This is a genomic window from Paenibacillus sp. 1SOY10, assembly GCF_056836745.1.
This window is the reverse complement of sequence record NZ_JBXENK010000002.1, coordinates 891,591-917,237: the sequence shown is the minus strand read 5'-3', so window position 1 is coordinate 917,237 and position 25,647 is coordinate 891,591. Positions and strand designations below refer to the sequence as shown.

At 49.1% G+C, this 25,647-nt stretch carries 25 protein-coding genes and 1 tRNA gene; 4 read left to right on the top strand and 22 right to left on the bottom strand.

Features of this window, described 5'->3' with window-relative positions:
• Nucleotides 1-69 precede the first annotated feature (69 nt).
• Nucleotides 70-1,143, bottom strand: coding sequence for a branched-chain amino acid aminotransferase (locus AC1VOR_RS10175; protein WP_482617496.1), 1,074 nt, complete (start codon nt 1,141-1,143; stop codon nt 70-72).
• Nucleotides 1,144-1,282: 139 nt separating this feature from the next.
• Here AC1VOR_RS10175 and AC1VOR_RS10170 point away from each other — a divergent pair, with 139 nt between their 5' ends.
• A complete protein-coding gene (locus AC1VOR_RS10170; RefSeq protein WP_482617495.1) occupies nt 1,283-2,158 on the top strand; it encodes a LysR substrate-binding domain-containing protein in 876 nt (291 codons plus the stop codon).
• 52 nt (nt 2,159-2,210) lie between these two features.
• Here AC1VOR_RS10170 and nadE read toward each other — a convergent pair whose 3' ends face one another.
• From nadE to AC1VOR_RS10120, 10 genes are all read right to left on the bottom strand, one after another.
• Nucleotides 2,211-3,032, bottom strand: a complete 822-nt coding sequence (nadE, locus tag AC1VOR_RS10165) for an ammonia-dependent NAD(+) synthetase (protein WP_482617494.1) — start codon at nt 3,030-3,032, stop codon at nt 2,211-2,213.
• Nucleotides 3,033-3,075: 43 nt separating this feature from the next.
• Nucleotides 3,076-3,687, bottom strand: a complete 612-nt coding sequence (gene nadD, locus AC1VOR_RS10160; RefSeq protein WP_482617706.1) for a nicotinate (nicotinamide) nucleotide adenylyltransferase — start codon at nt 3,685-3,687, stop codon at nt 3,076-3,078.
• 17 nt (nt 3,688-3,704) lie between these two features.
• A complete protein-coding gene (locus tag AC1VOR_RS10155; RefSeq protein WP_482617493.1) occupies nt 3,705-5,195 on the bottom strand; it encodes a nicotinate phosphoribosyltransferase in 1,491 nt (496 codons plus the stop codon).
• A gap of 57 nt (nt 5,196-5,252) precedes the next feature.
• Nucleotides 5,253-5,831, bottom strand: coding sequence for a cysteine hydrolase family protein (locus tag AC1VOR_RS10150; protein ID WP_482617492.1), 579 nt, complete (start codon nt 5,829-5,831; stop codon nt 5,253-5,255).
• Between the two features lie 41 nt (nt 5,832-5,872).
• Nucleotides 5,873-6,646 (bottom strand): NUDIX hydrolase, encoded by a 774-nt coding sequence (locus tag AC1VOR_RS10145; protein ID WP_482617491.1) that lies wholly within the window; start codon nt 6,644-6,646, stop codon nt 5,873-5,875.
• A 180-nt stretch (nt 6,647-6,826) separates the two neighbouring features.
• Nucleotides 6,827-9,259, bottom strand: a complete 2,433-nt coding sequence (gene gyrA / locus AC1VOR_RS10140) for a DNA gyrase subunit A (protein ID WP_482617490.1) — start codon at nt 9,257-9,259, stop codon at nt 6,827-6,829.
• A gap of 13 nt (nt 9,260-9,272) precedes the next feature.
• Complete coding sequence (gene parE / locus AC1VOR_RS10135; protein WP_482617489.1) at nt 9,273-11,258, bottom strand: DNA topoisomerase IV subunit B; 1,986 nt, start codon at nt 11,256-11,258, stop codon at nt 9,273-9,275.
• A 90-nt stretch (nt 11,259-11,348) separates the two neighbouring features.
• Nucleotides 11,349-12,338 (bottom strand): ABC transporter permease, encoded by a 990-nt coding sequence (locus AC1VOR_RS10130; RefSeq protein WP_482617704.1) that lies wholly within the window; start codon nt 12,336-12,338, stop codon nt 11,349-11,351.
• Nucleotides 12,331-13,293 (bottom strand): ABC transporter ATP-binding protein, encoded by a 963-nt coding sequence (locus AC1VOR_RS10125; RefSeq protein ID WP_482617488.1) that lies wholly within the window; start codon nt 13,291-13,293, stop codon nt 12,331-12,333. The genes AC1VOR_RS10130 and AC1VOR_RS10125 overlap by 8 nt, the downstream gene beginning before the upstream one ends.
• A 53-nt stretch (nt 13,294-13,346) precedes the next feature.
• Complete coding sequence (locus AC1VOR_RS10120; RefSeq protein ID WP_482617487.1) at nt 13,347-14,153, bottom strand: GDSL-type esterase/lipase family protein; 807 nt, start codon at nt 14,151-14,153, stop codon at nt 13,347-13,349.
• A 169-nt stretch (nt 14,154-14,322) separates the two neighbouring features.
• Between AC1VOR_RS10120 and AC1VOR_RS10115 the strand changes: the two genes are divergently transcribed.
• Nucleotides 14,323-14,395, top strand: a tRNA-Lys gene (locus tag AC1VOR_RS10115).
• A gap of 128 nt (nt 14,396-14,523) precedes the next feature.
• Here the strand turns inward: AC1VOR_RS10115 and AC1VOR_RS10110 are convergent.
• The 3 genes from AC1VOR_RS10110 to AC1VOR_RS10100 all read right to left on the bottom strand — a co-directional run bounded on the left by AC1VOR_RS10110 (nt 14,524) and on the right by AC1VOR_RS10100 (nt 16,362).
• Entirely contained in the window at nt 14,524-15,030 is a 507-nt protein-coding gene (locus AC1VOR_RS10110; protein WP_482617486.1) for a DUF4178 domain-containing protein, read from the bottom strand.
• 32 nt (nt 15,031-15,062) lie between these two features.
• Nucleotides 15,063-15,734, bottom strand: a complete 672-nt coding sequence (locus AC1VOR_RS10105) for a PspA/IM30 family protein (protein ID WP_482617485.1) — start codon at nt 15,732-15,734, stop codon at nt 15,063-15,065.
• A gap of 82 nt (nt 15,735-15,816) precedes the next feature.
• Nucleotides 15,817-16,362: a CAP domain-containing protein gene (locus tag AC1VOR_RS10100; RefSeq protein ID WP_482617484.1), complete on the bottom strand. Its 546-nt coding sequence runs from the start codon at nt 16,360-16,362 to the stop codon at nt 15,817-15,819.
• A gap of 282 nt (nt 16,363-16,644) precedes the next feature.
• Here AC1VOR_RS10100 and AC1VOR_RS10095 point away from each other — a divergent pair, with 282 nt between their 5' ends.
• Nucleotides 16,645-17,235 carry a hypothetical protein gene (locus AC1VOR_RS10095; RefSeq protein ID WP_482617483.1) on the top strand — a complete coding sequence of 197 codons (591 nt, stop codon included), beginning with the start codon at nt 16,645-16,647 and terminating at the stop codon, nt 17,233-17,235.
• 34 nt (nt 17,236-17,269) lie between these two features.
• Here the strand turns inward: AC1VOR_RS10095 and AC1VOR_RS10090 are convergent, their stop codons facing one another.
• From AC1VOR_RS10090 to AC1VOR_RS10070, 5 genes are read right to left on the bottom strand one after another with little or no spacing between them, the layout of a single operon-like run.
• Nucleotides 17,270-17,974 carry an ABC transporter ATP-binding protein gene (locus AC1VOR_RS10090; RefSeq protein WP_482617482.1) on the bottom strand — a complete coding sequence of 235 codons (705 nt, stop codon included), beginning with the start codon at nt 17,972-17,974 and terminating at the stop codon, nt 17,270-17,272.
• On the bottom strand, nt 17,971-18,771 hold the full coding sequence (locus tag AC1VOR_RS10085; RefSeq protein WP_482617481.1) for an ABC transporter ATP-binding protein: 801 nt from the start codon (nt 18,769-18,771) through the stop codon (nt 17,971-17,973). The genes AC1VOR_RS10090 and AC1VOR_RS10085 overlap by 4 nt, the downstream gene beginning before the upstream one ends.
• Nucleotides 18,768-20,075 carry a branched-chain amino acid ABC transporter permease gene (locus tag AC1VOR_RS10080; protein WP_482617480.1) on the bottom strand — a complete coding sequence of 436 codons (1,308 nt, stop codon included), beginning with the start codon at nt 20,073-20,075 and terminating at the stop codon, nt 18,768-18,770. Before AC1VOR_RS10080 ends, AC1VOR_RS10085 begins: the two co-directional genes overlap by 4 nt.
• Nucleotides 20,076-21,059 carry a branched-chain amino acid ABC transporter permease gene (locus AC1VOR_RS10075; protein ID WP_482617479.1) on the bottom strand — a complete coding sequence of 328 codons (984 nt, stop codon included), beginning with the start codon at nt 21,057-21,059 and terminating at the stop codon, nt 20,076-20,078. It lies immediately after the preceding gene.
• Between the two features lie 40 nt (nt 21,060-21,099).
• The gene (locus AC1VOR_RS10070) at nt 21,100-22,305 is read right to left on the bottom strand and encodes a branched-chain amino acid ABC transporter substrate-binding protein (protein WP_482617478.1); all 1,206 of its coding nucleotides are present in this window, start codon (nt 22,303-22,305) and stop codon (nt 21,100-21,102) included.
• 501 nt (nt 22,306-22,806) lie between these two features.
• On the opposite strand from AC1VOR_RS10070, the gene AC1VOR_RS10065 reads away from it, so the two are divergent.
• A complete protein-coding gene (locus AC1VOR_RS10065; protein ID WP_482617477.1) occupies nt 22,807-22,968 on the top strand; it encodes a nucleoside triphosphate pyrophosphohydrolase family protein in 162 nt (53 codons plus the stop codon).
• 4 nt (nt 22,969-22,972) lie between these two features.
• Here AC1VOR_RS10065 and AC1VOR_RS10060 read toward each other — a convergent pair whose 3' ends face one another.
• The 3 genes from AC1VOR_RS10060 to purT all read right to left on the bottom strand — a co-directional run bounded on the left by AC1VOR_RS10060 (nt 22,973) and on the right by purT (nt 25,619).
• Nucleotides 22,973-23,878: a helix-turn-helix transcriptional regulator gene (locus AC1VOR_RS10060; protein ID WP_482617476.1), complete on the bottom strand. Its 906-nt coding sequence runs from the start codon at nt 23,876-23,878 to the stop codon at nt 22,973-22,975.
• A gap of 95 nt (nt 23,879-23,973) precedes the next feature.
• Nucleotides 23,974-24,435 (bottom strand): GNAT family N-acetyltransferase, encoded by a 462-nt coding sequence (locus AC1VOR_RS10055; RefSeq protein WP_482617475.1) that lies wholly within the window; start codon nt 24,433-24,435, stop codon nt 23,974-23,976.
• Nucleotides 24,432-25,619 carry a formate-dependent phosphoribosylglycinamide formyltransferase gene (gene purT / locus AC1VOR_RS10050; protein WP_482617474.1) on the bottom strand — a complete coding sequence of 396 codons (1,188 nt, stop codon included), beginning with the start codon at nt 25,617-25,619 and terminating at the stop codon, nt 24,432-24,434. Before purT ends, AC1VOR_RS10055 begins: the two co-directional genes overlap by 4 nt.
• Nucleotides 25,620-25,647: the final 28 nt, after the last annotated feature.

The window sequence follows — 25,647 nt, the reverse complement described above, 5'->3', positions numbered from 1 at the left end:
TTCGCTATGTTCCTATGGAATTCCTTCTCAAGTTCCATCATTTGTCGTACTTGGCTTGCCGTGGCCGTCTCAGGCTTCACAAACCGTGTATCTCCAGCCCCGAGGGTCTTCACGGTCTCCCCGCTGGATACCCGTGAGCGTATCATAGAGCCGATGGGACAGCTCTCCGGTTTGTCCACCGCAAATCTCAATCTCACGGCCCTCCCACTGCATGCTGCCGATGGGCGAAATGACCGCAGCCGTCCCAGTACCGAATGCCTCCAGTAGGGTACCAGCCTCATGTGCTTCAAACAGTTCAGAGATCGAAATTTTCCGTTGTTTGACCGTAATCCCCCATTCCTCCAGCAAACTGATGACCGAATTACGAGTAATTCCAGCTAGAATGCTGCCGTTCAGTTCCGGTGTAACAACTTCATCCCCAATCTTGAAGAACACGTTCATACTGCCAACCTCTTCAACGTAGCGGTTCTCAATACCATCCAGCCACAATACCTGTGAGAAGCCAAACTCCTTGGCCACTTCCTGCGCTTTAATCCCGGCGGCATAGTTGCCTGAGGTTTTCGCCTCCCCGGTTCCTCCACGCACGGCCCGTACATACTGATCCTCCACGTAAATGCGAACGGGGTGAATCCCTTCGGCATAATAAGCACCAACCGGCGACAGGATAACGATCAATTGATATTCACTGGACGCACGCACGCCAAGCCCTGCTTCAGTCGCAATCATGAAGGGACGGATATAGAGCGAATTGCCTTCGCCTTCCGGCACCCAATCCCTCTCCAGCTCGATCAGTTGGCGAATCCCCTCAAGTACTTCCTCCGTGTCCACCTGTGGCATGCTAATCCGGGAACAGGACTCATTCAACCGCCGCAAATTCATGTCAGGACGGAACAGCGCAATCTTCCCTTGCGGTGTCCGATAAGCCTTCATGCCCTCAAAGACCTCTTGACCGTAATGCAACACCATAGCGGAAGGATCAAGCACCAGTGGTCCATAAGGAACGATCCGTGGATGATGCCATCCCAATCCATCTGTATAATCCATCAATAACATATGATCGGTAAAATATTTCCCGAAGCCCAATTGATCAGCGGCAGGCTTGGGCTTCTTATCCGTAGCAGGTGTAATTGGCCATGAATTCATCGTTTAACAATCTCCTTTATTTTGAGAATCCGAATCGGTAAGTTGATTTAACTATAACGATTCTCCATTCATTGATCAATAATATAATTTCAATTATAATCATTGATAAAATCTATCGTTAGTGAAGGGAGCTGGCGTATTGGAGCATCGCTTGCTAGAGTATTTCATCGCGGTTGCCGAAGAATTGCATTTCACTCGGGCTGCTGAGCGGCTGGGCATTACCCAACCCACATTAAGCCATCAAATTCGGCTACTTGAGCAAGAGCTTGGTACTCCCTTGTTCCAACGTACTGGCAAGAAGAATTATTTGACCCAGGCCGGGGAAATTCTGCTGGAACATGCCCGGCGAGCCGTCTATGAGCTTGAACAGGCCAAGCGACAAATCAAGCTACTAAGCGGTTTGCAGCAAGGACATCTGCGGATCGGCTGCTCGGGTAATCATTTACTGGAGAGCAAGCTGATTTCCTTCCATCGACAATATCCTGGAATCGGGTTAACCGTACTGGAGCTGGCAACTGAGGAAACGTACAATGGTCTGATGAATAATCAGCTTGATCTAGGCGTGGTGTTCCTCCCTTTACAGGATGAACAAATCGTGACCCAGCCTCTGTACGACGAAGAGCTGGTACTGGTGGTCTCCGACCGTCATCCGTTTGCCCGCATGGCAGAGGTACCTGTTGGCCAATTAGCTGAGCTACCGCTGGTGCTGTTCCCGCCTAAATTTTATGTTCGCCAGTTGTTTGATGCATCCTGCGCTGAACAGGAGATCGTCTTGAAGCCAATCATGGAGCTGTCCACCATGGAATCTCAGGTGCATATGGTTCGCCAGCAAGCTGGAGGAACCGTACTGCCAAGCTCCTACGCCCGGACCTTAATTGGCACCCATCTGGGAAGTGGCGTGGCTGTTGTTCCCCTCAGTGAGCCCACGCCACGGAAGAAGGTAGGTCTGGTGTACCGCAAGAGTACCTCCCTGGACTTCGCCCTGCAAGCATTTATAGAACATCTGACTGCATAAAAAAGGATGCTCCCAAAGTAAATATGGAAACATCCTCAAGCAGATCTGTTTGTTACTTTTTCCACCAGGCATCAAAGGGGGAAGCTGGAAGCTCACGTTTGTGTGCCGTTACCTGATAGCGTCGCTCAATATTAGCCTTTGCTTCAGGAGCAACCTCTTGCCCTGTTAAATATAGATCCAATACATCATAGGATAAGCCAAGCTCAGTCTCATCCGCTTGCTGTGGCTTGTTATCGAGCAGATCAGCCGTAGGTACTTTAAGATAAATACGCTCTTCTGCTCCTAATGCTTGCAACAACTCACGACCTTGCCCTTTCGTAAGCCCGGTCAATGGGAGTACGTCTGCTCCGCCATCCCCGTACTTCGTGAAAAATCCCGTAATGGCTTCTGCTGCATGGTCTGTTCCGACAACAAGACTTCCATGCTCTCCAGCGATTGCATATTGCGCAATCATCCGCATTCTTGCCTTCACATTTCCCTTGTGATAGTCTGCTAACGGCGCAGACGCGGTCTCCTTGTAGCTACTAGCCACGGCATCTACACTATCCTGAATGTTGAACACAAGTGACTTATCCGGCTTGATAAATGCCAGTGCTGCTTGTGCATCGTCCTCATCATGCTGAGATCCATAAGGCAAGCGTACCGCGTAGAAGGTAGCGTCAACTCCTTCCGCACGCAAACCTTCCACCGCTAACTGAGCCAATCTTCCTGCCAGGGAAGAGTCCTGTCCGCCACTAATGCCTAACACTAGTCCTTTAGCGCCTGAGGATTTTAGATAATCTTTCAAAAATTGTACACGCTCTTTAATCTCTACCTCTGCATCAATGACAGGCTTAACCTGCAAACTACGTATGATTTCTGCTTGTAAACTCATCTCTATCCATCCTTTCTATACCTCATTTATCTTAGTCAGCTATTTAGTACAGCTCATGCTGTTTAATATACTGATAACAAGACTCAGGCAATAAATATCTTGGCTCTCCTCCACGGTGAAATTCTTCCCGGATATACGTAGAGCTAATCTCCATCGCGAGGCCTTTATCAATCAGATGAAACGTATGTCCATCGTCCGCATTACGCAAAATCGGAGACTTACTGATGGCCGCTAACATGCTAATTCCCTCTCGAGCCATAACTATAAATTTATTCTCCTGAATCAGTTCTTCGGATTTTTTCCATTTTCCTTCGCCAATATCCAGCAGCAGATCGGCACCCATAATAAAGTAAATTTCATCATCGGGATACACGCTTTTAAAGTGCTTTAAAGTTAAATAAGTGGCAATTTCCCAAGCTGGTAAATCCATTTCATAGCGATTGCTAGTAAACTTATCATTTCCACGGATGGCAAGTTCAATCATATTCCACCGATGTTCATCGGAGATCGTAATCGTTTTATCCGTCCGCTTGCTAGAGCATGGTAAGAAGATCACCTGATCTAGCTTGCAACGATGAGCAATCGTGCTTGCTGTCCATAAATGTACATTCGTGATTGGATCAAATGACGAACCATAAATCCCGATCTTACCCATGATTGACGACACCTCTCCTAAGCCTCCAGGCTCCCATTCACCTTTTCTCGTACCGCTTCAATCAATTTCATCTTATTATCCCAGCACTGCTGACTCAAGTTCACAGGATATTCCGCAGGATTTAACATCCGCTTGTATTCCTCCCATAACACTTCAAGATTATTGCTGGCAAATGCTTGTATGTCAGCGAGCGTAGGAAGAGCATACACTAGCTTTCCTTGTGCAAAAATAAGCTGATGCAGCTCCTGTGCTTCAAAGTTCGTTACGAATTTTGCAATGTACGTATGCACAGGGTGGAACATTTTCAGCTTCTGCTCGGCTTGCGGTTTCTCACTCGCCAGTGCCACATAATCACCTTCGGATTTACCACTAGCTCGGTTAATAATACGGTATACCTTTTTGATGCCAGGTGTCGATATTTTTTCAGGATTAGCGCTTATTTTAATCGTATCCACCATGGTACCAGCCTCATTTTCAATCGCAATCAATTTATATACCGCACCAAGCGCAGGCTGATCATAAGCTGTAATGAGCTTCGTTCCCACACCCCACACATCAATTTTAGCGCCTTGTGCCTTGAGGTTCATAATCGTATACTCGTCAAGATCATTGGAGGCATAGATTTTAGCGTCCGTATAGCCTGCTGCATCTAGCATTTTACGTGCTTCCTTCGACAAATACGCAAGGTCACCACTGTCCAAGCGAATCCCGCGGAAGTTGATATTATCACCTAGCTCCCCGGCTACTTTAATCGCATTAGGCACACCAGACTTTAATGTATCATACGTATCCACGAGAAAGACACAATCCTGGTGAACCTCTCCGTATTTACGGAATGCTGTATATTCATCCTGATAAGCCTGCACAAAAGCATGTGCATGTGTGCCTGAAACCGGAATATGAAATAGCTTCCCTGCCCTTACATTCGACGTTCCATTGAAGCCTCCGATATAAGCTGCTCGTGTCCCCCAGATCGCCGCATCCATTTCCTGTGCACGTCTAGTCCCGAATTCCATGCTGATTCCATCACCAATCACTTGCTTGATACGCGATGCCTTCGTAGCGATTAGCGTCTGGTAATTTACAATATTCAGTACCGCCGTTTCAATGAGCTGGGCCTCGGCCAAAGGGGCTTCAACTCGTAGAATCGGTATATTGGCAAACACAAGCTCCCCTTCACGCATGCCATATAAATTACCGGTAAATCTTAACTCCTTTAAGTAGGCAAGATAATCTTCGGCATAGCCCTCTTCTCTTAAATAAGCAAGATCACTGTCACTAAATTTAAAATCATGCAAGTATCGAATCACACGTTCTAGTCCTGCAAAAATAGCGTAGCCATTTTGGAACGGCATTTTGCGAAAATACACTTCAAATATCGCCTTACGATTATGAATTCCGTCTCTAAAATAAGCTTCCACCATGTTAATCTGATAACGATCCGTATGAAGTGCCAAGCTATCGTCGGTATAAGGACTTTGTGGCAGTTTAACTTCTGTCATATTCATCTCGGGTTGCTCCTTCTTCATCTTGTCGTGTTGGTAATCATCGTGTTGAGGAATAACTTATCTTATCTCGGCACCTAATGAACCTTTGAAATGACGTAATGCCCAGGCGTGGCCCTCTGCGTCAAAGCTTGCAATCGCTCCTTCATGAATTACAATCTCAAAGCCTTTATTATAAGCATCTACAGCGGTATGCAATACACAAATATCACTACACACCCCCACTAAATGCAATACTTCAATTTTACGTTCACGTAGTCTTAACTCTAAATCCGTCCCTGCAAACGCACTGTATCTCGTCTTATCCATCCAATATACATTTTCGTTATCACGATTACCATCGTACACGGTCTGTAGTTCACCATATAAATGACGTCCACTTGTACCTGCAAGGTTGTGAGGAGGAAATAGCTTAGTTTCCGGATGCAATTCATCCCCCTGCTTATGCAAATCAATGGCAAATACAACATAATCCCCACGTTCGATGAACTGCCTAGTAACGGCTACAATCGTATTTTCAATCGCTTGCCCCGGCTCTCCACAAGTTAACGCCCCATCCGTAGCTACAAAGTCATTCGTATAATCGATATTGATCAAACCGTGCCTTTTCCCCGTGTTGTTCTCCATGTTTGTATTCATAATGCTTCCTCCTCAACCCTGTTTATATAAAATTGATTTTACTACCGTTTGTTATGATAAATCGAGTGGTTGACCGGTACATCCACAAACCGATACAGTTGTGTTGGCTTCTTAGAGGTTCTTGTTGTTTTCTCTCCTTTAACCTCTTCAATGAAAGGTAAGGATTTAATTTTTCTCGCAAACGCTGCATCCAGAGTAATGGCTGAATCGTCACTCACCGTAAGCAGTACCGCCTGCAATTCCGAATACGTAAATTGTTCTGGTAGAAAAGATTGTGCTACCGTTGTCTCTAGTAGCTCACGTGTAATTACTGAAATGGCGTCTTCAATGATAATTCTATGATCAAAAGCAAGGTCTAGCTGTAGCACATCTTTAACCGAGAACAATTCGACTTCAATGGCATCATCATTGGCCTTACGCTCCTGTAGCTGATGTTCTGGCACAATCGCATAATGTGCGTTGGAAATGATCCAACCTCTTGGGTCACGTCCCGGAGTGTCATATACCCCATAATGCTTGAGGTGAATATCCTTAACCCCAGTCTCCTCCATCAACTCACGCCTAGCAGATTCATATGCCGTTTCATCAGGGTTAACAAATCCCCCTGGCAAAGCCCATTTTCCTGCTTCCATATTGGGTCTACCTTCACTATCCGTCATACTACGCTGAATGAGCATCAACTTCAGATCCATCACCGGAGGCTTAAATTCCTGATGTGATGACACAATGGTAAATACCGCAATATCTGAAGTATAACCGTCTGGTGTTCTATACTTTTTTACATCATATTGCTGCAATGCCTGTTCATTGGACACGTGGGTAACATCCTTTCCACCAAAAACTTTTAACATTTAACATTTTGTTAATTGTTATTATAGATGAAGTTTTTAGCTTTGTCAATATATACGATCTGTTTCTTTTTGTTGGACAAAATGAAGAGGATATCCCTTGGTCATCTACGATGATTTTCGGGACATCCTCTAACTTTAATCAGGCTATTCTTTGACGATGAGGTCGACGATCTCATCGTTTTTGTCTACAGGCACCAGCACCTTGCCAATGGATTTCCGCTCAGCCAGCGGTGCTGATTCGGTACTGAAGTTATGGGTGTACCCTTCACGGGTCACGACCTCAAGTGTGATAGGCTCCTTGCAATGAATTCCGCCAACCAAGCGGCTGCCATTCGGCTTCACTCGCTTGCCTTCCTTGAATTCAAACGTCTGAAGTCCCTTGCCTCCACGGCTCTGCAACGTATAATCCAGCAGCAAGCTGCGTTTGCCGTAGCCGAGATCGGACAGCACGAGAATTTCGCCCTCCTCGCCCTCGACCCACAAGGCGGACACGACCTCATCCTCATCCTTCAGGTTAATACCACGTACCCCGGCGGATACCCGGCCCATCGGATTGACCTCATTCTCCGCAAAACGAATCGTCATCCCCTGCTTGGTCAACAGCAAAATGTCCTGCTTGTTCTCACTAGAAGATACGCTAAGCACTTCATCTTCCGCCCCCACCTTGCAAGCTGCTACGGCTCCGGTGCGCTTGGTCTCGTACTCCTTCAGTTCCGTGCGCTTAACCTGTCCACGCTTCGTCACGAAGACCAGACTTTGCGCTTCCTCGAAGCTCTTGAGGGCAATGATGCTGACGATACGGTCTTCCTTGGCAAGCGGGATGACGTTAACGATAGCCGTGCCGTTATCCTTCCACTTGAACTCCGGAATTTGATGCACCGGCAAGAGGAAATACTGTCCACGCTGGGTGAAAATGAGCAAATTCTGCAACGTATCCACTTCAAACAAATGCTTGATGTAGTCGCCTTCCTTCACTCCCGAGCCGTCCCGTTCCCCACCGGAGCGGGTGAAGGACAACATCCCTGTGCGCTTGATGTACCCCTCACGGGAAATCGTAACCAGCACATCCTCCTGAGCAACCAGCACTTCCAGATTGACCTTAAGTTCTTCTACTTCGTCCTGAATCAGCGAACGGCGGTCAATCCCGTATTTCTCACGGATTTCCAGCAGCTCTTTCTTAATCAGAGCGATCAACTTCTTGTCACTCTCCAAAATGCCGCGCAGAACTGTGATTTTCTTCTGGATTTCATCCAGCTCTTTTTGCAGAGTCACAATTTCCAAGTTGGTCAAACGGTATAACTGCAACGTCAAGATGGCATCGGCCTGCCGCTCGGTGAAGCCAAACATCCATTGCAGATTATTCTGCGCATCCTGACGGTTCTTGGAGGCTTTGATGGCATCAATGACTTCATCCAGAATATTGAGGGCCTTGACCAGCCCTTCCAGGACATGAGCCCGATCCTCCAGCTTCTCCAGCTCATATTGCGTCCGGAAGGTGACGATTTCCCGCTGGTGAGCAATGTAGGCATCCAGCATAGGCTTGAGACCAAGCTGGCGCGGTGCCTTGTTCACGATAGCCACCATGTTGAAATTGTACGTCACCTGAAGATCGGTCTTCTTTAGTAAGTAAGCCAAAATTCCTTGGGCATCCGCATCCTTCTTGAGCTCAACGACAATACGTAGTCCATTCCGTCCGCTCTCATCCCGAACCTCGGCAATGCCGTCCACCTTTTTCTCCAGACGAATGTTTTCCATGGCCGTCACCAGCCGGGATTTCACCACCTGGAACGGGATCTCCGTGACGACAATCTGCTGCTTGCCTCCGCGAAGCGTCTCAATCTCCGTCTTGGAGCGTACATAGATGCGCCCTTTCCCGGTAGAGTAAGCCTCCTGGATGCCTTCCTCGCCCATGATGATGCCTCCGGTCGGGAAATCCGGTCCTTTGATGAACAGTCGGATCTCCTGAAGTGTCATCTCCGGCTTCTCCATCAACGCAATACAGGCATCGATGACCTCACGCAGGTTATGCGGCGGAATTTCCGTCGCAAAGCCGGCCGAGATTCCGCTGACCCCGTTCACTAGCAGATTGGGATAACGCGACGGCAATACTACCGGCTCCTTCGCCGTGTTATCGAAATTGTCCTTGAACGGAACAGTTCGCTTCTCGATATCGCGCAACAGTTCCATCGCAATAGGTGACAACCGTGCTTCCGTATAACGCATAGCAGCAGCCGGGTCATCATCCTGCGAGCCCCAGTTGCCATGACCATCGACCAGCACATGCCCCATCTTCCATGGCTGTGCCATGCGGACCATGCCCTCATAGATGGAGGAGTCACCATGGGGATGGTAGTTCCCCATGACGTCCCCTACGGTCTTGGCCGATTTGCGGTATGGCTTGTCCGGCGTATTGCCGGAGTCGTACATGGCATATAGAATCCGCCGTTGCACCGGCTTTAGCCCGTCACGTACATCGGGAATGGCCCGGTCCTGAATAATATACTTGGAATACCGGCCGAAGCGGTCACCGACCACCTCTTCCAGAAACGCCGGCAAAAAGTTTTCCAGCATGCTCACATCAATTCACCTTCTATTCCTCAAACTCCGTGAAATCCACGTTCTCCACAATCCAGCGCTTGCGCGGATCAACCTTATCTCCCATCAGCGTAGACACACGGCGTTCAGCCTTGGCGGCATCTTCGATCTGTACCTGCAACATCGTCCGTGTCTCCGGGTTCATCGTCGTCTCCCACAACTGCTCGGGATTCATCTCTCCGAGCCCCTTGTAGCGCTGAAGCTCAAAGTTCTTGCCAAACTCCTTCAGATAGTTCTGCAACTGCTCATCTGTCCAGGCATACCGCACAGTCTCCAGCTTGCCGGAACGGCGGCCAATCTTGTACAGAGGCGGCTGGGCGATATATACCTTCCCGGCGTCAATTAACGGCTTCATATAACGATAGAAGAACGTTAATAGCAGCACCTGAATATGCGCTCCGTCTGTGTCCGCATCGGTCATGATGATAATTTTGGAGTAACTGCTGTCCTCCACTGCGAATTCTGGCCCAATGCCCGCACCAATAGCAGCAATAATTGCCCGATACTCATCATTCTTCAGGATGTCAGCCAGTTTGGCCTTCTCCGGATTCATCGGCTTGCCCTTGAGGGGCAGGATCGCTTGAATCTTGGAATCCCGTCCTTGCTTGGCCGAGCCTCCCGCCGAATCCCCTTCGACGATGAACAACTCGGTACGCGTATAATCCTTCGATTGTGCTGGCGTCAGCTTGCCGCCAAGATTGGAACTCTCGCTCCGCTTCTTCCCGGTACGCATTTCATCGCGGGCTTTACGAGCTGCTTCACGAGCCTTGGAAGCTTGTACCGCTTTCTTGATCAGCGTCTGCGCCACCTGCGGATTCTCCTCAAGGAAGATCGCCATCTTCTCCCCGACAACCGATTCCACTGCACTACGTGCCGAGGCGCTGCCGAGTTGATCCTTGGTCTGGCCGACGAATTCCACCTCAGACATCTTCACGCTGATGACCGCCATCATTCCTTCGCGCAAGTCATTACCTTCCAGGTTCTTGTCCTTTTCCTTGATCATGCTGTTCTTACGGGCATAATCGTTCATGGCTCTAGTGTAAGCCGTCTTGAAGCCCGTCTCGTGTGTCCCCCCACCCCGTGTCGGAATAGAGTTAACGAAAGAGGCGAGCGTCTCCGTGTAACCCGCATTATATTGGAGCGCTACTTCGACTTCGATATCCTCCCGCTCGGCGTAGAAATGTACGACCTCGTGCAGCACGTCCTTGCCGTCGTTCAGGAACTCGACGAACTGGCTGGCTCCGCCCTCGTAAAAAAACTCGTCAGAACGGTCGGAGCGCTCATCCTTCAAGGTCACCTTCAGGCCCGAATTCAGAAAAGCAATCTCCTGTAAACGTTCCGCGAGTGTATCATAATTAAGTCCAATTCCACTGGTGAACACGCGAGCATCCGGCTTGAAAGTCACCTTGGTGCCCGTTCGGTTAGTATTGCCGATGACTTCAAGTCCCGTCACCGGTTCCCCCACATGCTCACGGCCCTGATCGTCAACCCAATATTCGAAGCGCATCCGGTGGATCTTGCCGTCCCGATAGATTTGAACTTCGAGCCATTCAGACAAGGCGTTGGTTACCGAAGCGCCTACGCCATGCAGACCGCCGGATTTCTTATAACCCGATCCGCCAAACTTGCCGCCGGCATGCAATATCGTATAAACCACCTGAGGCGTCGGGATGCCCGTCTTATGCATCCCCGTTGGAATCCCCCGGCCGTTGTCGATCACGGTGACCGATCCGTCCTTATTGAGCGAGATGTCGATTTTGGAGCAGTATCTTGCCAAGTGCTCGTCGACAGCATTATCCACGATCTCCCATACCAGATGATGTAGTCCCGACGAGCTCGTACTGCCAATGTACATCCCTGGCCGCTTGCGTACCGCGACAAGCCCTTCGAGCACTTGAATGTCGTCCGCGTCGTAACCCGAAGACGAGCTGCCGGAACGTGTGCCGGGTACGTCCTCGAACAAATCGATTTGTTCGGCCATTCATGCTCCCCCTTTTACCTCTTTTATGTAGTCTTTTGGTAAATCACAATCAAAAAAATGCAAACAGATGTTTTGGTGCCTTTGTCCATTTTAATTCAAGATGTCTTGTTTCGTAAAGACAAGGAATGAAACGAGTAGTGAACACCCCCCCCATACCGTCAGTACAATCAGTGAAAATCCCAGCGTCATGCCCTCGATCGGGGCCGGAGTTCCCGCCAGATAGTGCGTAAGCCCGAGATTGACCATAAATAAATATTTGGCACTCGTCCACGAAGCCGCCATATTTGTCAGGATATTACCTGCAATTAACGCCGCCATCATAATGACGATGCTGGCCGAGGTGCTCCGCACAAGCACAGAGACCATGAATGCCAGACAAGCCACAACCACGCTAACAAACCAGATCAACCCGGCCTGCATAATGATATACAGCCATTGGGGCACCGCGTGGACTCCCGAAATATCAACCTCGGCTCCTTGCAGTTGGAACCCGGTGAACACCGGCAAGCTGAGCCCACTGTAACCGAAGAACAAGCCGGAGATCAGGTAGCAGATCACACAGGTTGCGATGATGGTCAGTGAGACGAACATCTGTAGTGTAATCAGCTTGCTGAGCAGAACCTTCCATCGCCTGATCGGCCGGGTCAATAACATCTTGATCGTTCCACTCGTTCGCTCCGAGGACACGATATCCGAAGCTATCCCCATAATCAGCAACGGGATAAACAAAGTCGCCGCATTGTCCAAAAATTCCCGGGTAAACGAAACTCCACCAGGTTCACGTGGATTGACATCATGCTCCAGATAGTATTTCATCTGTTGAATATAGATCCGGCGATACTTCTTCCATTCCTCTGGTACCCGGTCACTACCCAGCGAATTCTGATTATCTGTAATAGCCTGCTGGACCTCGCGCCGCCAGTCGGTACCGAATTTCTCCCGCTTGTCCTCCGCCTGCCGAAGCTGGGCATAGGTAAACATTGGCACAAGCACGATCAGCACCAGCAAAATGACATAGAATCGCTTCTTCTTAATCATCTTGATCGTTTCATTTTTTACTAAAGGAAGAATGTTATTCAATGCTCTCACCTTCCGTCATCTCCAGGAACAGTTGCTCCAGCGTCGGATTTACCTTCTGAACCGCTCCCACCCGGACACCCTCCTGCACCAGACGAGGGATAAGCTCCCCCACCTGCTCGAAGGGCATCTGGGTCACGAGGGCTTCACCGCGAATACCCGCCACGACAGAATCGTCGAGCAGCCGGTCCACTTCATCTACAATACGCACCTCCGGCACAGACCGAAGCAGTGCTTCACCACGGTCTCGCGGCTCCAATTCCCACACCACAACGTTTGAACTGCCTGCCATTAATTCCTGAACGCCACCCACGGTGAGAAGCCGTCCACGACCAATGATGGCTACGCGGTCACAGAGCAATTGAATTTCGCTTAGTAAATGACTGGACACAAATACCGCCATGCCCTCCTCCGCCAAACGCCGAATAAAGCTGCGCATCTCCTTAATGCCTTTGGGATCAAGCCCATTGGTTGGCTCATCCAGAATCAGCAGCTTCGGGCGGCCAAGCAACGCTTGGGCAATACCAAGACGCTGCCGCATACCGAGGGAGTAAGTCTTGACCTTATCGTCAATCCGCCCTTCCAGCCCTACCGTACGCACTACCTCGGCAATCCGTCCGTCCGGAATGCCCGGCGTCATGCGGGCGAAATGCTCCAGGTTCTCCCGTCCCGTCAAGTAAGGATATACCTCCGGGTTCTCTACAATCGAACCTACGCAGCTTAAGGCTTGCTCCGGCTCCTGCCGGATATCATGACCGCAAATAACTACCTTGCCCGCCGTCGGGCGCACCAAATTAACAAGCATACGGATTGTCGTTGTTTTCCCGGCACCGTTGGGTCCCAGAAATCCAAAGATCTCGCCCGCATTTACTATAAAGTCAACCTTATGTACAATCCACTTGCGGCCGATTTTCTTCTTCAAACCCTGAACTACCAGCACGGGGGTTGTCTCCGGCACTGCAATCTCCCTCCTTGTCCTGTCTGACTGTCTGATCTGTTGATTCATCTGCTCTATTCACGGGCCAAGCCCTGAACCATCCGCTGGGCAATAGCTTGGTATCCGTCTGCGTTAGGGTGAAAATGATCACTGGCCAAATAACGTGCCGGGCCTAGTGTAAATAAATCATAGGTAGGCACAATGAGTGTACCTTCATATTCGTTTAAAGTCTCTTGCGCCATCCGATTCCAGCGGGCTACGGCATCATTCCCCGTCTCCTTGATTCCCTCCAAATCGCTAAACGGATTATACAACCCGACATACACCAGCAAAGCTTGCGTGTTAATCTCCTTCAACTCCGCCACAATCTGGCGAAAGTGCTTCGAATGGATAGAGACCGCTTCCTCAATCTCTTCCGCGGTAGGCATATGTTCACCCGATGCCATGCGCTCCGTACCATCAAACAGATCGTTGCCTCCAATCGACAAGACGATGATTCCTGCCTGCTGAAGCGCATGTCTCACGCCAGGATCATCCAGCATGGGTAGCAGCCTCTCTGTATCCAGCCCATTAATACCCAGGTTATTAATCAGCTTGGACTCATGGCCTTGCTCCTGAATCAACTCCACGCTGCGGCGCGCAAATCCCTTACCTGTATCGTCACCGGTACCTTTAGCTAGCGAATCTCCAATCACCGTTATATCCCAGGCTCCCGCCTGGGCTTCATGCTCCTCTAATGCCGAAGGAATGTTCAAGCTTCCTTTGGCTGCCGAGGGACTGATGATATCAGTGACTGCATAAATAAACCCACCTAACAATAACAGGGTAGACAGGGCGGATACAGTCCCCGCCAACCTCCATATCCGGGATGCCGACTTCATGTCAATCTTCCCCCTGTTTCGTCATCATATTTAAATAAACTCTCCAACTTATGTAAATAACATAAAACTTCTCGTTTCCAGATGCAAATTTCTCAAAAAAAAGACTAGCTTTTTAAAATCAGCCGAGATATAATAATTCCTGTTCCCAAAAAAGAACATTAACAATTATGGGTTATTAGCTTAGCTGGTAGAGCAGCCGACTCTTAATCGGCAGGTCGTAGGTTCGACCCCTACATAACCCATATACCGAATCTCCTCGGCTCTTTTGTAGCGTGAGGAGGTTTTTTAGATCCATAGCACATCCGCAGCATGAAGAAGCGCGAGAAACGAGACCTGCCGTCCCGTTTCCCGCGCTTTTGTCTATCCGCTATTAGTTGCCACGAATCACCTTAACATCCGCCGGAATGATCTTTGCGCCCTCATAGAGCATAAAACGCCCATGCTGCCACTCAATACGCATCAAATGTCCATCGTCGGACTGGTATTGCCAGACATGCTGCTCCCCACCTTGCATAAAAGGTGTCTTGCCTACCACCGCAACATGGCCGCCATATTCTTCTTCCAGGTAATATTGCGTTCCATCCAGCTCCATTTGCGCAGGCACCTGACTAGGATCATCAAGCCGCCCGTCAATCGGGTGATACAACTGATACTGCAAGGACTCTCGTTCCTCTATAAGCAGGTAGCTGATATGGCTACCGTCTTGCAAGGTTAGCACCACCGCATTGCGCCCGCGGTTACCTACCCTTCCGGTCACCTCATAAGAGACAAGGGACACCTCGCAGATGTCCCCCGGGCCCAGGTCCAGCATGCTCTTCTCCGCAACTGGTGGAGTTGGCTTCGCGAACAGATTGCTTATTCTCTTCAACACGCTCATATCCGGTCAAGCCTCACTTCGCCATAGGTCCCTTATTTTTTGTCCTCATATTGCTTCATCAATTCGGCCAACTCGGCTTCTACCGCAGCATCCTTGCTTAAGGTTTCAAATTCATCATCCAGAGATCTACCCTTGGAGCTCACTTCATTGCTGGCTTCCGCCTGAGCTTCCATTTGCAGCATTTTCTCTTCCATGCGCTTCATGCCACCTGCTGCCGAATCGGAACCAAATCCGTTCATTGCCTTGTTGATTTCATTTTGCGCTTTGGCCGCATTATAACGAGCTACCAACGTTTCGCGCTTATTTTTCATCTCGGTCAGTTGCTTGCGCATTTCATCGAGCTTCAGACGAAGATTGTCTGCGGATGCTTTATTTTGATCATAGCTGGCTTTGTATTCAGCCATCTTGGCTTCCGCTGCTTTCTTCTCTTCCAAGGCCCGACGAGCCAGTTCGACGTTCTGAGCTTGGGCCGCTTGATGAGCCTGCTGCGTGCGACGTTCGACCAAGGCTTCCTGTTCTTCATACAGACCTTTGAATCTCTTCTCAATGGCAATTTGCGCGGCTACCGCTTTCTCGGCGTCCTCCAAATCCTCCTGCATGTCCCGAATATATTGATCCGTCAATTTAATAGGATCTTCAGCTTTGTCGATCAAGGCATTAATATTGGACATGGTCAAATCACGTAATCTTTTGAATATAGACATTGTTTTATTCCTCCCGGTATAGAAATTCAGATTATGTTTATGTTTACGCTGCAACCGTCAGGAGGTTTCAAATTTAAGTTATTTATTTCCCGATAAATTCCTGAACCCAATGACCGTTGTAATAACCGACACCAATAAGCTTGAAATCCGGATTCAGGATATTCTCCTGATGGTCGGGACTATTCATCCAGTCCTTGACCACCTCTTCGGCGGAGCGTTGTCCCTTGCCCAGATTCTCACCAGCATATTTATACGTAATACCAAAGGAATCCATCATTTCGAAAGGAGACCCGTACTTCGGTGAGGTATGGCTGAAGTAACGATTATTATACATATCAATCGCCTTGGTTTTGGCCATTTTTGTTAAGTTAGTATGAACCATAAGCGGCTTCAGGCCAACGGCCATCCGCTCTTTATTTATAAGCGCGACTACTCTAGACGCATTTTGCGTCTGAATTTGCGCGTATGCTATCGCCAGAGCTTTCGATTTATTAGTTTCAGCCTTAGTTTGCGTTGCTGCATGGGCTGCTTCCGCACCCCAGCCGCCCCCGTCTGTTATAATAGTTGATACGGCCAGAACGGACAATAATAAGCCGGCCAGCCCAATTTTTTTGCCCCATTGTTTCATGATGCTTGCTCCTCCTCGGCTGATTTCCCCCACTTCTCGTTTCTTGTCACATTTTAACATATTTCCAGGACAAAGGCTCGATAAAAAAATTGGAAAAAGACGGATTTTCATCTTCCTTCATGATACAAATTCCTGTTATGTCGCCGCAGCGTGTACAAGACCTTAGTCCAGTATAAATTCCGTCTTCGGTCCGTTTTTGAATCAGTTAAAAACTAGTACGATATTCATATCGCAAGACGCATAGGTATAACAGTTATTATCATATATAACGGTGGTTGAATCATGAACAATACAATGAAGATCTACATATTGCTAAGCAATCCGAATACGATTGTAGCCAAAATGATTGGCTTATACACGAAAGCTCCCTTTAATCATGCCTCGATTTCCTTTGATCACGAGCTTCGCGAGGTGTATAGCTTTGGACGCAAGCACCCGCTGATACCGATTTACGGTGGTTTCGTCAAGGAGGACGTACGCTGCGGGGTATTTGAAAAGGCCAGTTGTGCGGTGTACAGCCGGACTGTCAGCGCGGACACTTATCTTCATATGCGGAGTTTTGTGCAGCAGATTGAAGCCCATGGAGAGCTGTATAATTATAATTTTCTGGGTATTCTCGGCATTATCCTTAACATGGAGATGGGGGGAGATCGGTCTTATTTTTGTTCTCAATTCGTCAGCCAGGTATTTCAGGAAGGCGGAGTCAAGCTGCTGAACAAATCAGCCGGACTTACCACCCCCGCCGACTTCTCCACCTGTACTTCTCTTAAGCTGGAATACAGCGGCTCACTGGAAGTCTATCGCAAGATGCACCGTTATTCACAGCTTTCGCAATCGGTATTTGAACCGAACCACCTGTTTGCGGCTAATTAGTCACTTCCCCTAAACATGAGAAAAGCCCATCTGGTCAAGCCAGATAGGCTTCTTTCACTTCTTCGTTGGCAAGTAATACCGCAGCTTCATCCTCCATGATGATCTCCCCGGTCTGCATGACATAACCCCGGTGAGCGATCTGCAACGCCTGATACGCATTTTGCTCTACAAGCAGCACGGTCATGCCTTCCCGATTCAACTGCCCGATGATGGCAAATATCTGCTCCACGATAATAGGCGCCAGCCCCATAGACGGCTCATCCAGAAGCAGAATTTTCGGGCCCAGCATCATGGCCCGACCGATGGCCAGCATTTGCTGTTCCCCGCCGCTCATCGTTCCTCCCATTTGCGTCAAGCGTTCCTTCAACCGCGGAAAGTGATCAAAGACCGTGTCCATGCGTCGCCTGATCAGCTTCTTGTCTTTGACGGAGAAAGCCCCCATCTCCAGGTTCTCCTTGACCGTGAGTCTGGGGAAGATACGGCGACCTTCAGGTACATGGGCAATCCCCTCCAACGCCGCCCGGTGCGGTGATAACGTGGTCATATCTGTCCCGCCAAACCAAACTTTGCCACGGGTGCTCACCTGGCCACAAATCGCCTTAAGCGTCGTCGACTTCCCCGCCCCATTTGACCCGATAAGCGATACGATCTCCCCCTCATTGACCGTTAGCGACACACCCTTTAACGCCTCGATCGCTCCGTAGTAAGCGTGGACCTCTCGTAATTCCAGCAAGCTCATGATATCCCTCCCTCCTTCACCGCCGACTCTTCAACTGCACTCGTACCCAGGTAAGCTTCAATTACCTTGGGATGTGAGCGTATCTCATGCGGCTCACCCTCAGCGATCTTCACTCCGTAATCGAGCACCAGAATCCGTTCGGAGAGCTCCATGACCAGCTTCATATCATGCTCGATCAGGATCACCGTCATCCCGGTCTCTTCCTGAATTCTTCGTATGAGCTCAATCAACTCCACCGTCTCTCGTGGATTCATCCCCGCTGCGGGTTCATCCAGCAGCAGAACCTTCGGTCTTGCCGCCAGCGCCCTGGCGATTTCCAGCCTCCGTTGCGCGCCATAAGGGAGATTGGCCGCCTGCTCGTTCAGCAAATCTTCCAGACCTACAAACTCTAGCAAATGGTAGGCCTGCCGGTGCACCTCATCCTCCTCATGACGGAACGCTGGCAAAGACAATAAAGTGCCCAAAATTCCGGATTTCAAATGGATATGCATGCCAACCATCACATTCTCTAGCACCGTCATACTGCTGAACAAGCGGATATTCTGGAAGGTCCGGGCAATTCCGCGTCCGGTAATCTGATGTGGCTTAACGCCAACAATCGAGTTCCCGTCCATTTTGATTAGTCCCTCATCTGGCGTATAGATGCCTGTAATCATGTTAAAAAAAGTCGTCTTTCCCGCTCCGTTGGGCCCAATAACCGCCGATATCTTCCCACGTGGAAAGGAAAAATCCACGCCCCCCACCGCGGTCAAGCCGCCAAAGCGCTTGACTAGCCCACTGACCTTCAGAATTGTCATTTCGCCGCACCTCCGCTTTGCGTCTTCGCCGGGGGATGAGCCGCCAGTGTCCCGGACAAATCATTCGCAGCCTTCAGCCGTGCGGGATCCACCTGCTTATTCTTGGCGGCTATCAGCCCGTTGGGCCTGAATATAGCGATTAGAACCAGCACCAATCCAAAGATCAAACGCTGCATTTTCGACGGGGACAGTGAATTGGGAATATGAATGACCCCTTGCAGGGTCAGTTGATTCAACCAGTTCGTCACCTCGGTAAGCACCTGCAGATTCAGGATTGTAATCAGCGCAGCCCCAAGTATGACGCCAGGTACACTCCCCATGCCGCCCAGCAGCACCATGACCAAGATAGTAATGGACTCCAGTAGCGTAAAGCTCGTTGGGTCAATGAATGTTTGCTTGGCTGCAAACACGACACCCATCACGCCAGAGAAGGAAGCACCGATCGCAAAGGCTGATAGCTTGGTACGAATAAGCGGGATGCCCATGGACTGAGCGGCGATCTCATTCTCCCGAATTGCCTTCCACGCTCTGCCCAGCCGGGAATGCTCCAACCGCCGAACACTAAATATAACAATCGCCAAAATACCGATAACTATAAAATAATATTGATTGGGAAAAGCAAACTGAAAGCCAAACAAATTGGGTGCCTGAATCGAAGATAACCCCATCGCCCCACCTGTAATGTTCACCGGCCGATCCAAATTGTTGAATATAATCCGAATAATCTCCCCGAAGCCAAGGGTGACGATTGCCAGATAGTCGCCCTTGACGCGCAATACGGGAAGCCCCAGCAGAAGCCCAAACAAAGCCGCCATAAATCCACCCAGCAGGAGGAAAATCCAGAATGCCCCACCTGATAACGGAAACAGATCTCCGGCAATAAATTGATTTGCTTGCGGTGTAGCAAAGATAGCATAGGTGTAAGCTCCAACTGCGAAAAACGCTACAAATCCAAGATCCAGCAGTCCGGCAAAGCCAACAACGATATTAAGTCCTAATGCCATAGCAATATAAATACCGCACTGTGTAGCTACCTCCATATACGACTGGTGTGCGGGCCCCCCTGAGGTCGCAAACGGAATAATGATTAGCAGCAACAGGGCACCGACGGACCACTTGATTCTGGCCGGGAACGTCGTATAGTGCAATAAGAGCAATGAGCCCAGCAGCAACAGGAAAGAAAGCACCGATTTATCTGAGAAATAAACACCAGCCGCAGTAACGAGCACGAATAACGCGAATAAGGAAGCCTGTGCACCTTGACGGCGTTGTATCCATTGCGTAAATTGATTCAAGGCACCCACCTACACTTTCTCTTTCACGGCCTTGCCGAATAAACCTTCCGGCTTGAAGATCAATACCGCGATTAGTATCAGAAATGCCACCACATCTTTATATTCTCCACCGAGCACGCCTCCCGTAATAATAGACAAATTCGCTGAAGAGAACATTTCCAGTACACCGATGAACAAGCCACCAAACATAGCCCCGCGGATATTCCCGATACCCCCAAGCACCGCTGCGGTAAAGGCCTTCATCCCTAAAATGAAGCCGATATAAGGATCAATTGTTCCGTACTGCTGAGCGAATAACACCCCGGTTCCGCCCCCCAAGGCAGAACCGATAAAGAAGGTTAAAGCTATCATTTTGTTCACGTTGATCGACATCAAGGAAGCCGTTTCCCGATCTTGGGCCACTGCCCGCATCGCTGTGCCCCACTTCGTCTTATTGACAAAGAAATCAAGGCCGATCATAAGCGCTACTGCCACCACTACAACAATGATCGTATTCGTCTTCAGGAAGGCGTCGTCAAATCCACCCCACCACGAAGAGATTCCGAGCTTCACGTTACCCCCGTATAACGAAATGCCGGTAACGACAAAGTTCCCTGTGCGAATATCCGCAATAAAACGCACGATATCCTGAAGCAAGAAGGAGACCCCAATAGCAGAAATTAACGAAATCAGCTTTGGAGCCTTGCGGAGTGGCCGATAAGCCACCCGCTCGATTCCAATACCAAGCACACCCGTGAACAGCATCGCCGTGACCAATATGAGAAAGTAAGCTACCCCATTTGGTAGTCCGCCAAGCACGCCTGCCGAGCTCATGGTCAGCAGCACAGCCGTCCCTACGAAAGCACCCGTCATGAAGATTTCCCCATGTGCAAAGTTGATAAATTCAAGAATGCCATACACCATCGTATAACCGATAGCTACGACGGCATAGACAGCGCCCAGCGTCAAGCCGTCCACCAAAACCTGGGGGAGTGTTTGCAGGATGATATCCATAAAGTCCGTACCCCTTCTACTTTAAAATCCGCTGCTGTGATTATTTGGGCTGTTCAATTTCCGACACTAAGGTGCCGGGGTAAGTTGCCGTTTGAAATTTGTAGATGAACACTTTGGCAAATTCATTGTCGCCCTTATCATCGAAGCTGACTTTGGTAGCAATACCGTCAAAATCACTCGTCGCCCGAATTGTATCGCGAACCATTTCACGAGAAGGTAATTTCCCCTCCCCCTCTTCAATCGCTTTCTTCACGCCATCCAGAATAATATTCATAGAATCATAGCCATAAGCAGAATAGTTCTCCACTGTTTTACCAAATTTCTCCTTATACTTATCTGCCCATGCCTGATTCGATTTTGTAATATCTGTAGATACAGAGCTGTAAGCTACATCCAGCACCTTGTCTCCTGCAATGTCTATCATCCCCGAGGAATCCAGAGCATCCCCGCCCATAATAGGTACTTTTATTCCTTTCTCCCGAGCCTGCTTGACGATTAAGCCCGCTTCAGCATACATTCCGCCAAAGAAGATGAAGTCCGGTTTCTTACTAAGTACCTGGTTCAATACACCGTTGAAATCCTTCTCCCCAATCGTAATCCCTTCATATCCCGAGATCGTGGCGCCAAGCTCTTCGGCGGCGCTTCTGAAGGCCTCAGCCAGCCCTTGTCCATAAGCCGTTTTGTCCTGAATAACAAAAATGTTGCTAGCTCCTACCGTATTGACCGCATATTCAGCGCCCGCAGGTCCCTGGAAGTCGTCACGAGCTACAATCCGGTTAGCAATCTTGAGCTTACGGTCCGTAAAGTCCGTTGCCGTACTTGCCGGAGATACCATCGGGATATTGTATTTTTCATACACGACCGAACTTGGGATAGATACGCCCGAATTCAGATGGCCCAGCACAGCAAGAACTGCCTGATCGGCACCAATCAACTCAGAATTGGCTACCCCTTTCTTCTGATCCCCTTGATCATCATAAGGTACAAATTGCAAATCGAACCCGAGTTCCTTAAATTCATCCTGCCGCTCCTCAAGTGCCATCTGGCCGCCAAGCTTGATCGATTCCCCTTGAATCGCAGAGCCCCCGGACAATGGTGATTGCGAGGCAATCTTGATGACCGTTAGATTCCCGTCTCCCGAACCTGACGATGCGCCTCCTCCCGTAGTGGAGGAATTACACGCCGAGAGCAACCCGATGAATAAGCAAGAGATTGTGAGTGATGCCAGTAATTTTTTGACTTTCATAGAAACGTCATCCCCTTCATTAATAGTTGCGCCGTCCTTACTGACGTTCAGCCAGTTCGTGCTTGCGCCCTGCCACATGTTCCTCATCTGTCTCTCGGATGTATTGTGTATGTCAGTAATCATGACATTTGAGAATAACCTTACTGCCCAAACTACCAAATACTATATTTTCCTACCTTTACATTTTGTGAACAAACGATATTTTTTCGATAACTCCTTATTTATGTCATATTTAGTGACTCGAAACTGACAAATCCCTTCATTCATAACATGACATACTGTCGTCTAGTATTGGGTTGTAAGATGAGAGAGGTTAATCCAACAGAAAGGTTGATCAAGATGCAAGAACGAGGAATAAGCTTTGAGGATATTATTGAACGGTCAAAAAGGATAAGAGAAAGTTACCACAAATTAGAGCAAAAACATCATGCAAGTCCCTGGTCGATTGAGGAGGATGCACTTGCCTTCCTGACAGACGCAGGGAGAGTTGGAAGGTTGACAATGGCGCAGCAACAGCGATGGCCCATTGCCGGCAATGAAGTAGAGGAACTGGAACATAAACTGAGTGAATGTATATGGTGGGTGATCGTGCTTGCGGAGCGTATGGATATTGACATCAGCCACTCATTAGAGCAGTTCCTAACCAAGCTGGAGCAATCATGATCGCTTAGCCCTTGGTTAGGTTATCTTCCAATGCCTTTATTTTACTAAGAAGAGTGTCACGAACACTTTGCGGCTCAATATGTTGCAGAGTAGCTCCAAAGGAGAGCAGGTAGTGATAAAGCCATTCGCCATCAGGGAACGACGTTGTAACTGTAAAAGACCCATCTTCGTTTTGCACAACGTCTTTTTCGTAGAATTCATCATATATCCTAAATGCTCCTAAAAGGGACACTCTCAATACAATAGGGATCAAGCTGCCGGCAAATCCGCTGTCTATAGGAGCTGGTGGCTCTGATCTTGGTTCAAACAACTCATTCGTCATTTCAATGTTATATATACGAGTTACCTTGAAGGTCCTGTAGGCTTTTTTCTCAAGCTGATAAGCAATCAGGTACCAGGCTCTATGCTTGAATACCAATTGCACCGGCTCACCATGACGTACACTCTTGACGCCCGCAGCATTGAAATAAGCAAATTTAATCACCCGAGATTCAGTAATGGCTAATCTCAGCAGACTAAACTTTTCTTTATGCTCTTCATTACTTCCCCAAGGAGAAAAATCCACTTCAATCCAATGATTATTCTTTTGTTGAAAAAGGCTGCTCAAACGCGATAATATATCATCCAGATCAGGATATTGAGTGGCGGAAAGATTCTGCAAAGCAATCAAAATCTGCTGCTGCTCTTGCTCGGAAAGTACAGATTTGTTCAGGACAAAATCCTCAAGCAGGGCAATGCCGCCGCCTTTGCCTTGATTCGTATATATAGGTATACCCGAGCTGCTGAGCGTATCAATATCTCGATAAATCGTTCTGACCGATACTTCAAAATGGCTAGCTAACTCCTTGGCGGTAACCCTCTTTTTATCGAGCAAAATGTAGACGATTTCAAAAAGCCTGCTTATTTTCATACGCCCTCCTCCTCTGACAAAAAAGCTTCACCCCTCCCTCAGGAAAGGCGAAGCTATACAGGTATATCCAAGATACATTCAGCGTGTATTAGTGTCTAAGCTTGTGATAACGGCTTGTTCATCCGATAGCCAGCACAGCGGAAGCCGCAATGCTCATAGAAAGCTTTCACCAAATGATGATTATCTCCGGCAGTAGACAGAATCAACTCAGAACTCCCGCGACTGCTCGCCCACCGTTCTGCTTCTTCAATCAGTCGTCTACCAATGCCCGAAGCACGATGCGCTTCATCTACAATCAATGCCGTAATTCTTGTCACCGGCTTCTTCATGTCATGAGTTTGATGCTGCTTGAGGAATGCCGCTCCTACTACAACACCGTCCAGTTCTGCTACCAAATTCCCGAATAGCGGCTGCTCTTCCAGCATCGCTAGCCTCTCCTTCAATACGCTGGACGTCGTTGGATAACGAAGCTGGCGCATCAAAGGAAGCATGTGGGCAACATCGTCACAGCATCCTTTACGAATGATCAACGCTGGAGCTAACACCTGTGTACTCACTTGGACCAAACCACCTTTAATGAATTTGCCGCTTCCTTGGCGCGGCTACGTGCCGTTTCCACATCTTCCGCCGCACTCAGGGCAACGGCCATCCGCCGGCCCGGCTTGCAAAGCGGCTTGCCGAATACTCTGACCTGAGTTCTCGGCAGACTTAACGCTTCCTCAATTCCGGCAATCTCAAAATCCTCGCCCTCCCGGTCTTCAGTGCTCTTCAATGTTGCTGAAGCCCCAGGCGTCAGCAAGGATACCGAAGGCACAGGCAAGCCCAGAATGGCCCGCACATGCAAGGCGAACTCTGATAAATCCTGCGTCACCATAGTGACCATGCCCGTATCATGAGGCCTTGGAGAGACTTCACTGAACACGATGCCTTCCTCCGTAACGAACAACTCTACGCCGAACAGACCATATCCGCCGAGAGCATCCGTAATTTTGCGGGCAATGTCCTCTGCCTCACGAAGCTGCGCTTCACTCATCAGATGCGGCTGCCATGATTCCACGTAATCCCCGTCACGCTGCACGTGACCTACCGGTGGGCAAAACACCGTACCGGATACCGAGCGTACGGTCAATAGTGTAATCTCGCTGGTGAACGGGACAAACGCCTCGACGATGACCCGTGTATTCTTGGCCCGGGCACCTTCCATCGCCATTTGCCAGCAATCCTCAAGCTCTGCGAGACTGCGGCAAACGCTCTGTCCCTTCCCCGAGGAGCTCATCAGCGGCTTGATCACGCAAGGCATGCCGATATCGGCCACCGCATCCTTCAGTTCCGCCAAGCTGTTCGCGAAGCGATAAGCCGCCGTTGGCAAGCCAAGCTCCTCCGAAGCCAAGCGGCGAATCCCTTCACGATCCATCGTCAACCTCGCAGCAGTTGCCGTAGGAATGACTTTAAATCCTTGTTGCTCAAGCTGGACCAGCGCCTTTGTCGCAATCGCCTCGACCTCCGGAACAATCAAGTCCGGCTTGGTACGAAGAATCAGCGATTTCAACGCCTCCTCATCCAGCATATCCATGACATATGACTCATGAGCCACTCCCATCGCCGGTGCATGCGCATAGCGGTCAACGGCAATCGTACGCACGCCGAGACGCTGCGCCTCAATGACAACCTCCTTGCCTAATTCGCCGCTGCCCAGCAGCAAAATCGTCTTAGGACTTTTTGATTCAGGAGCTCCCCACATAACGACGTCATGTCCCCCTTAACGCTTA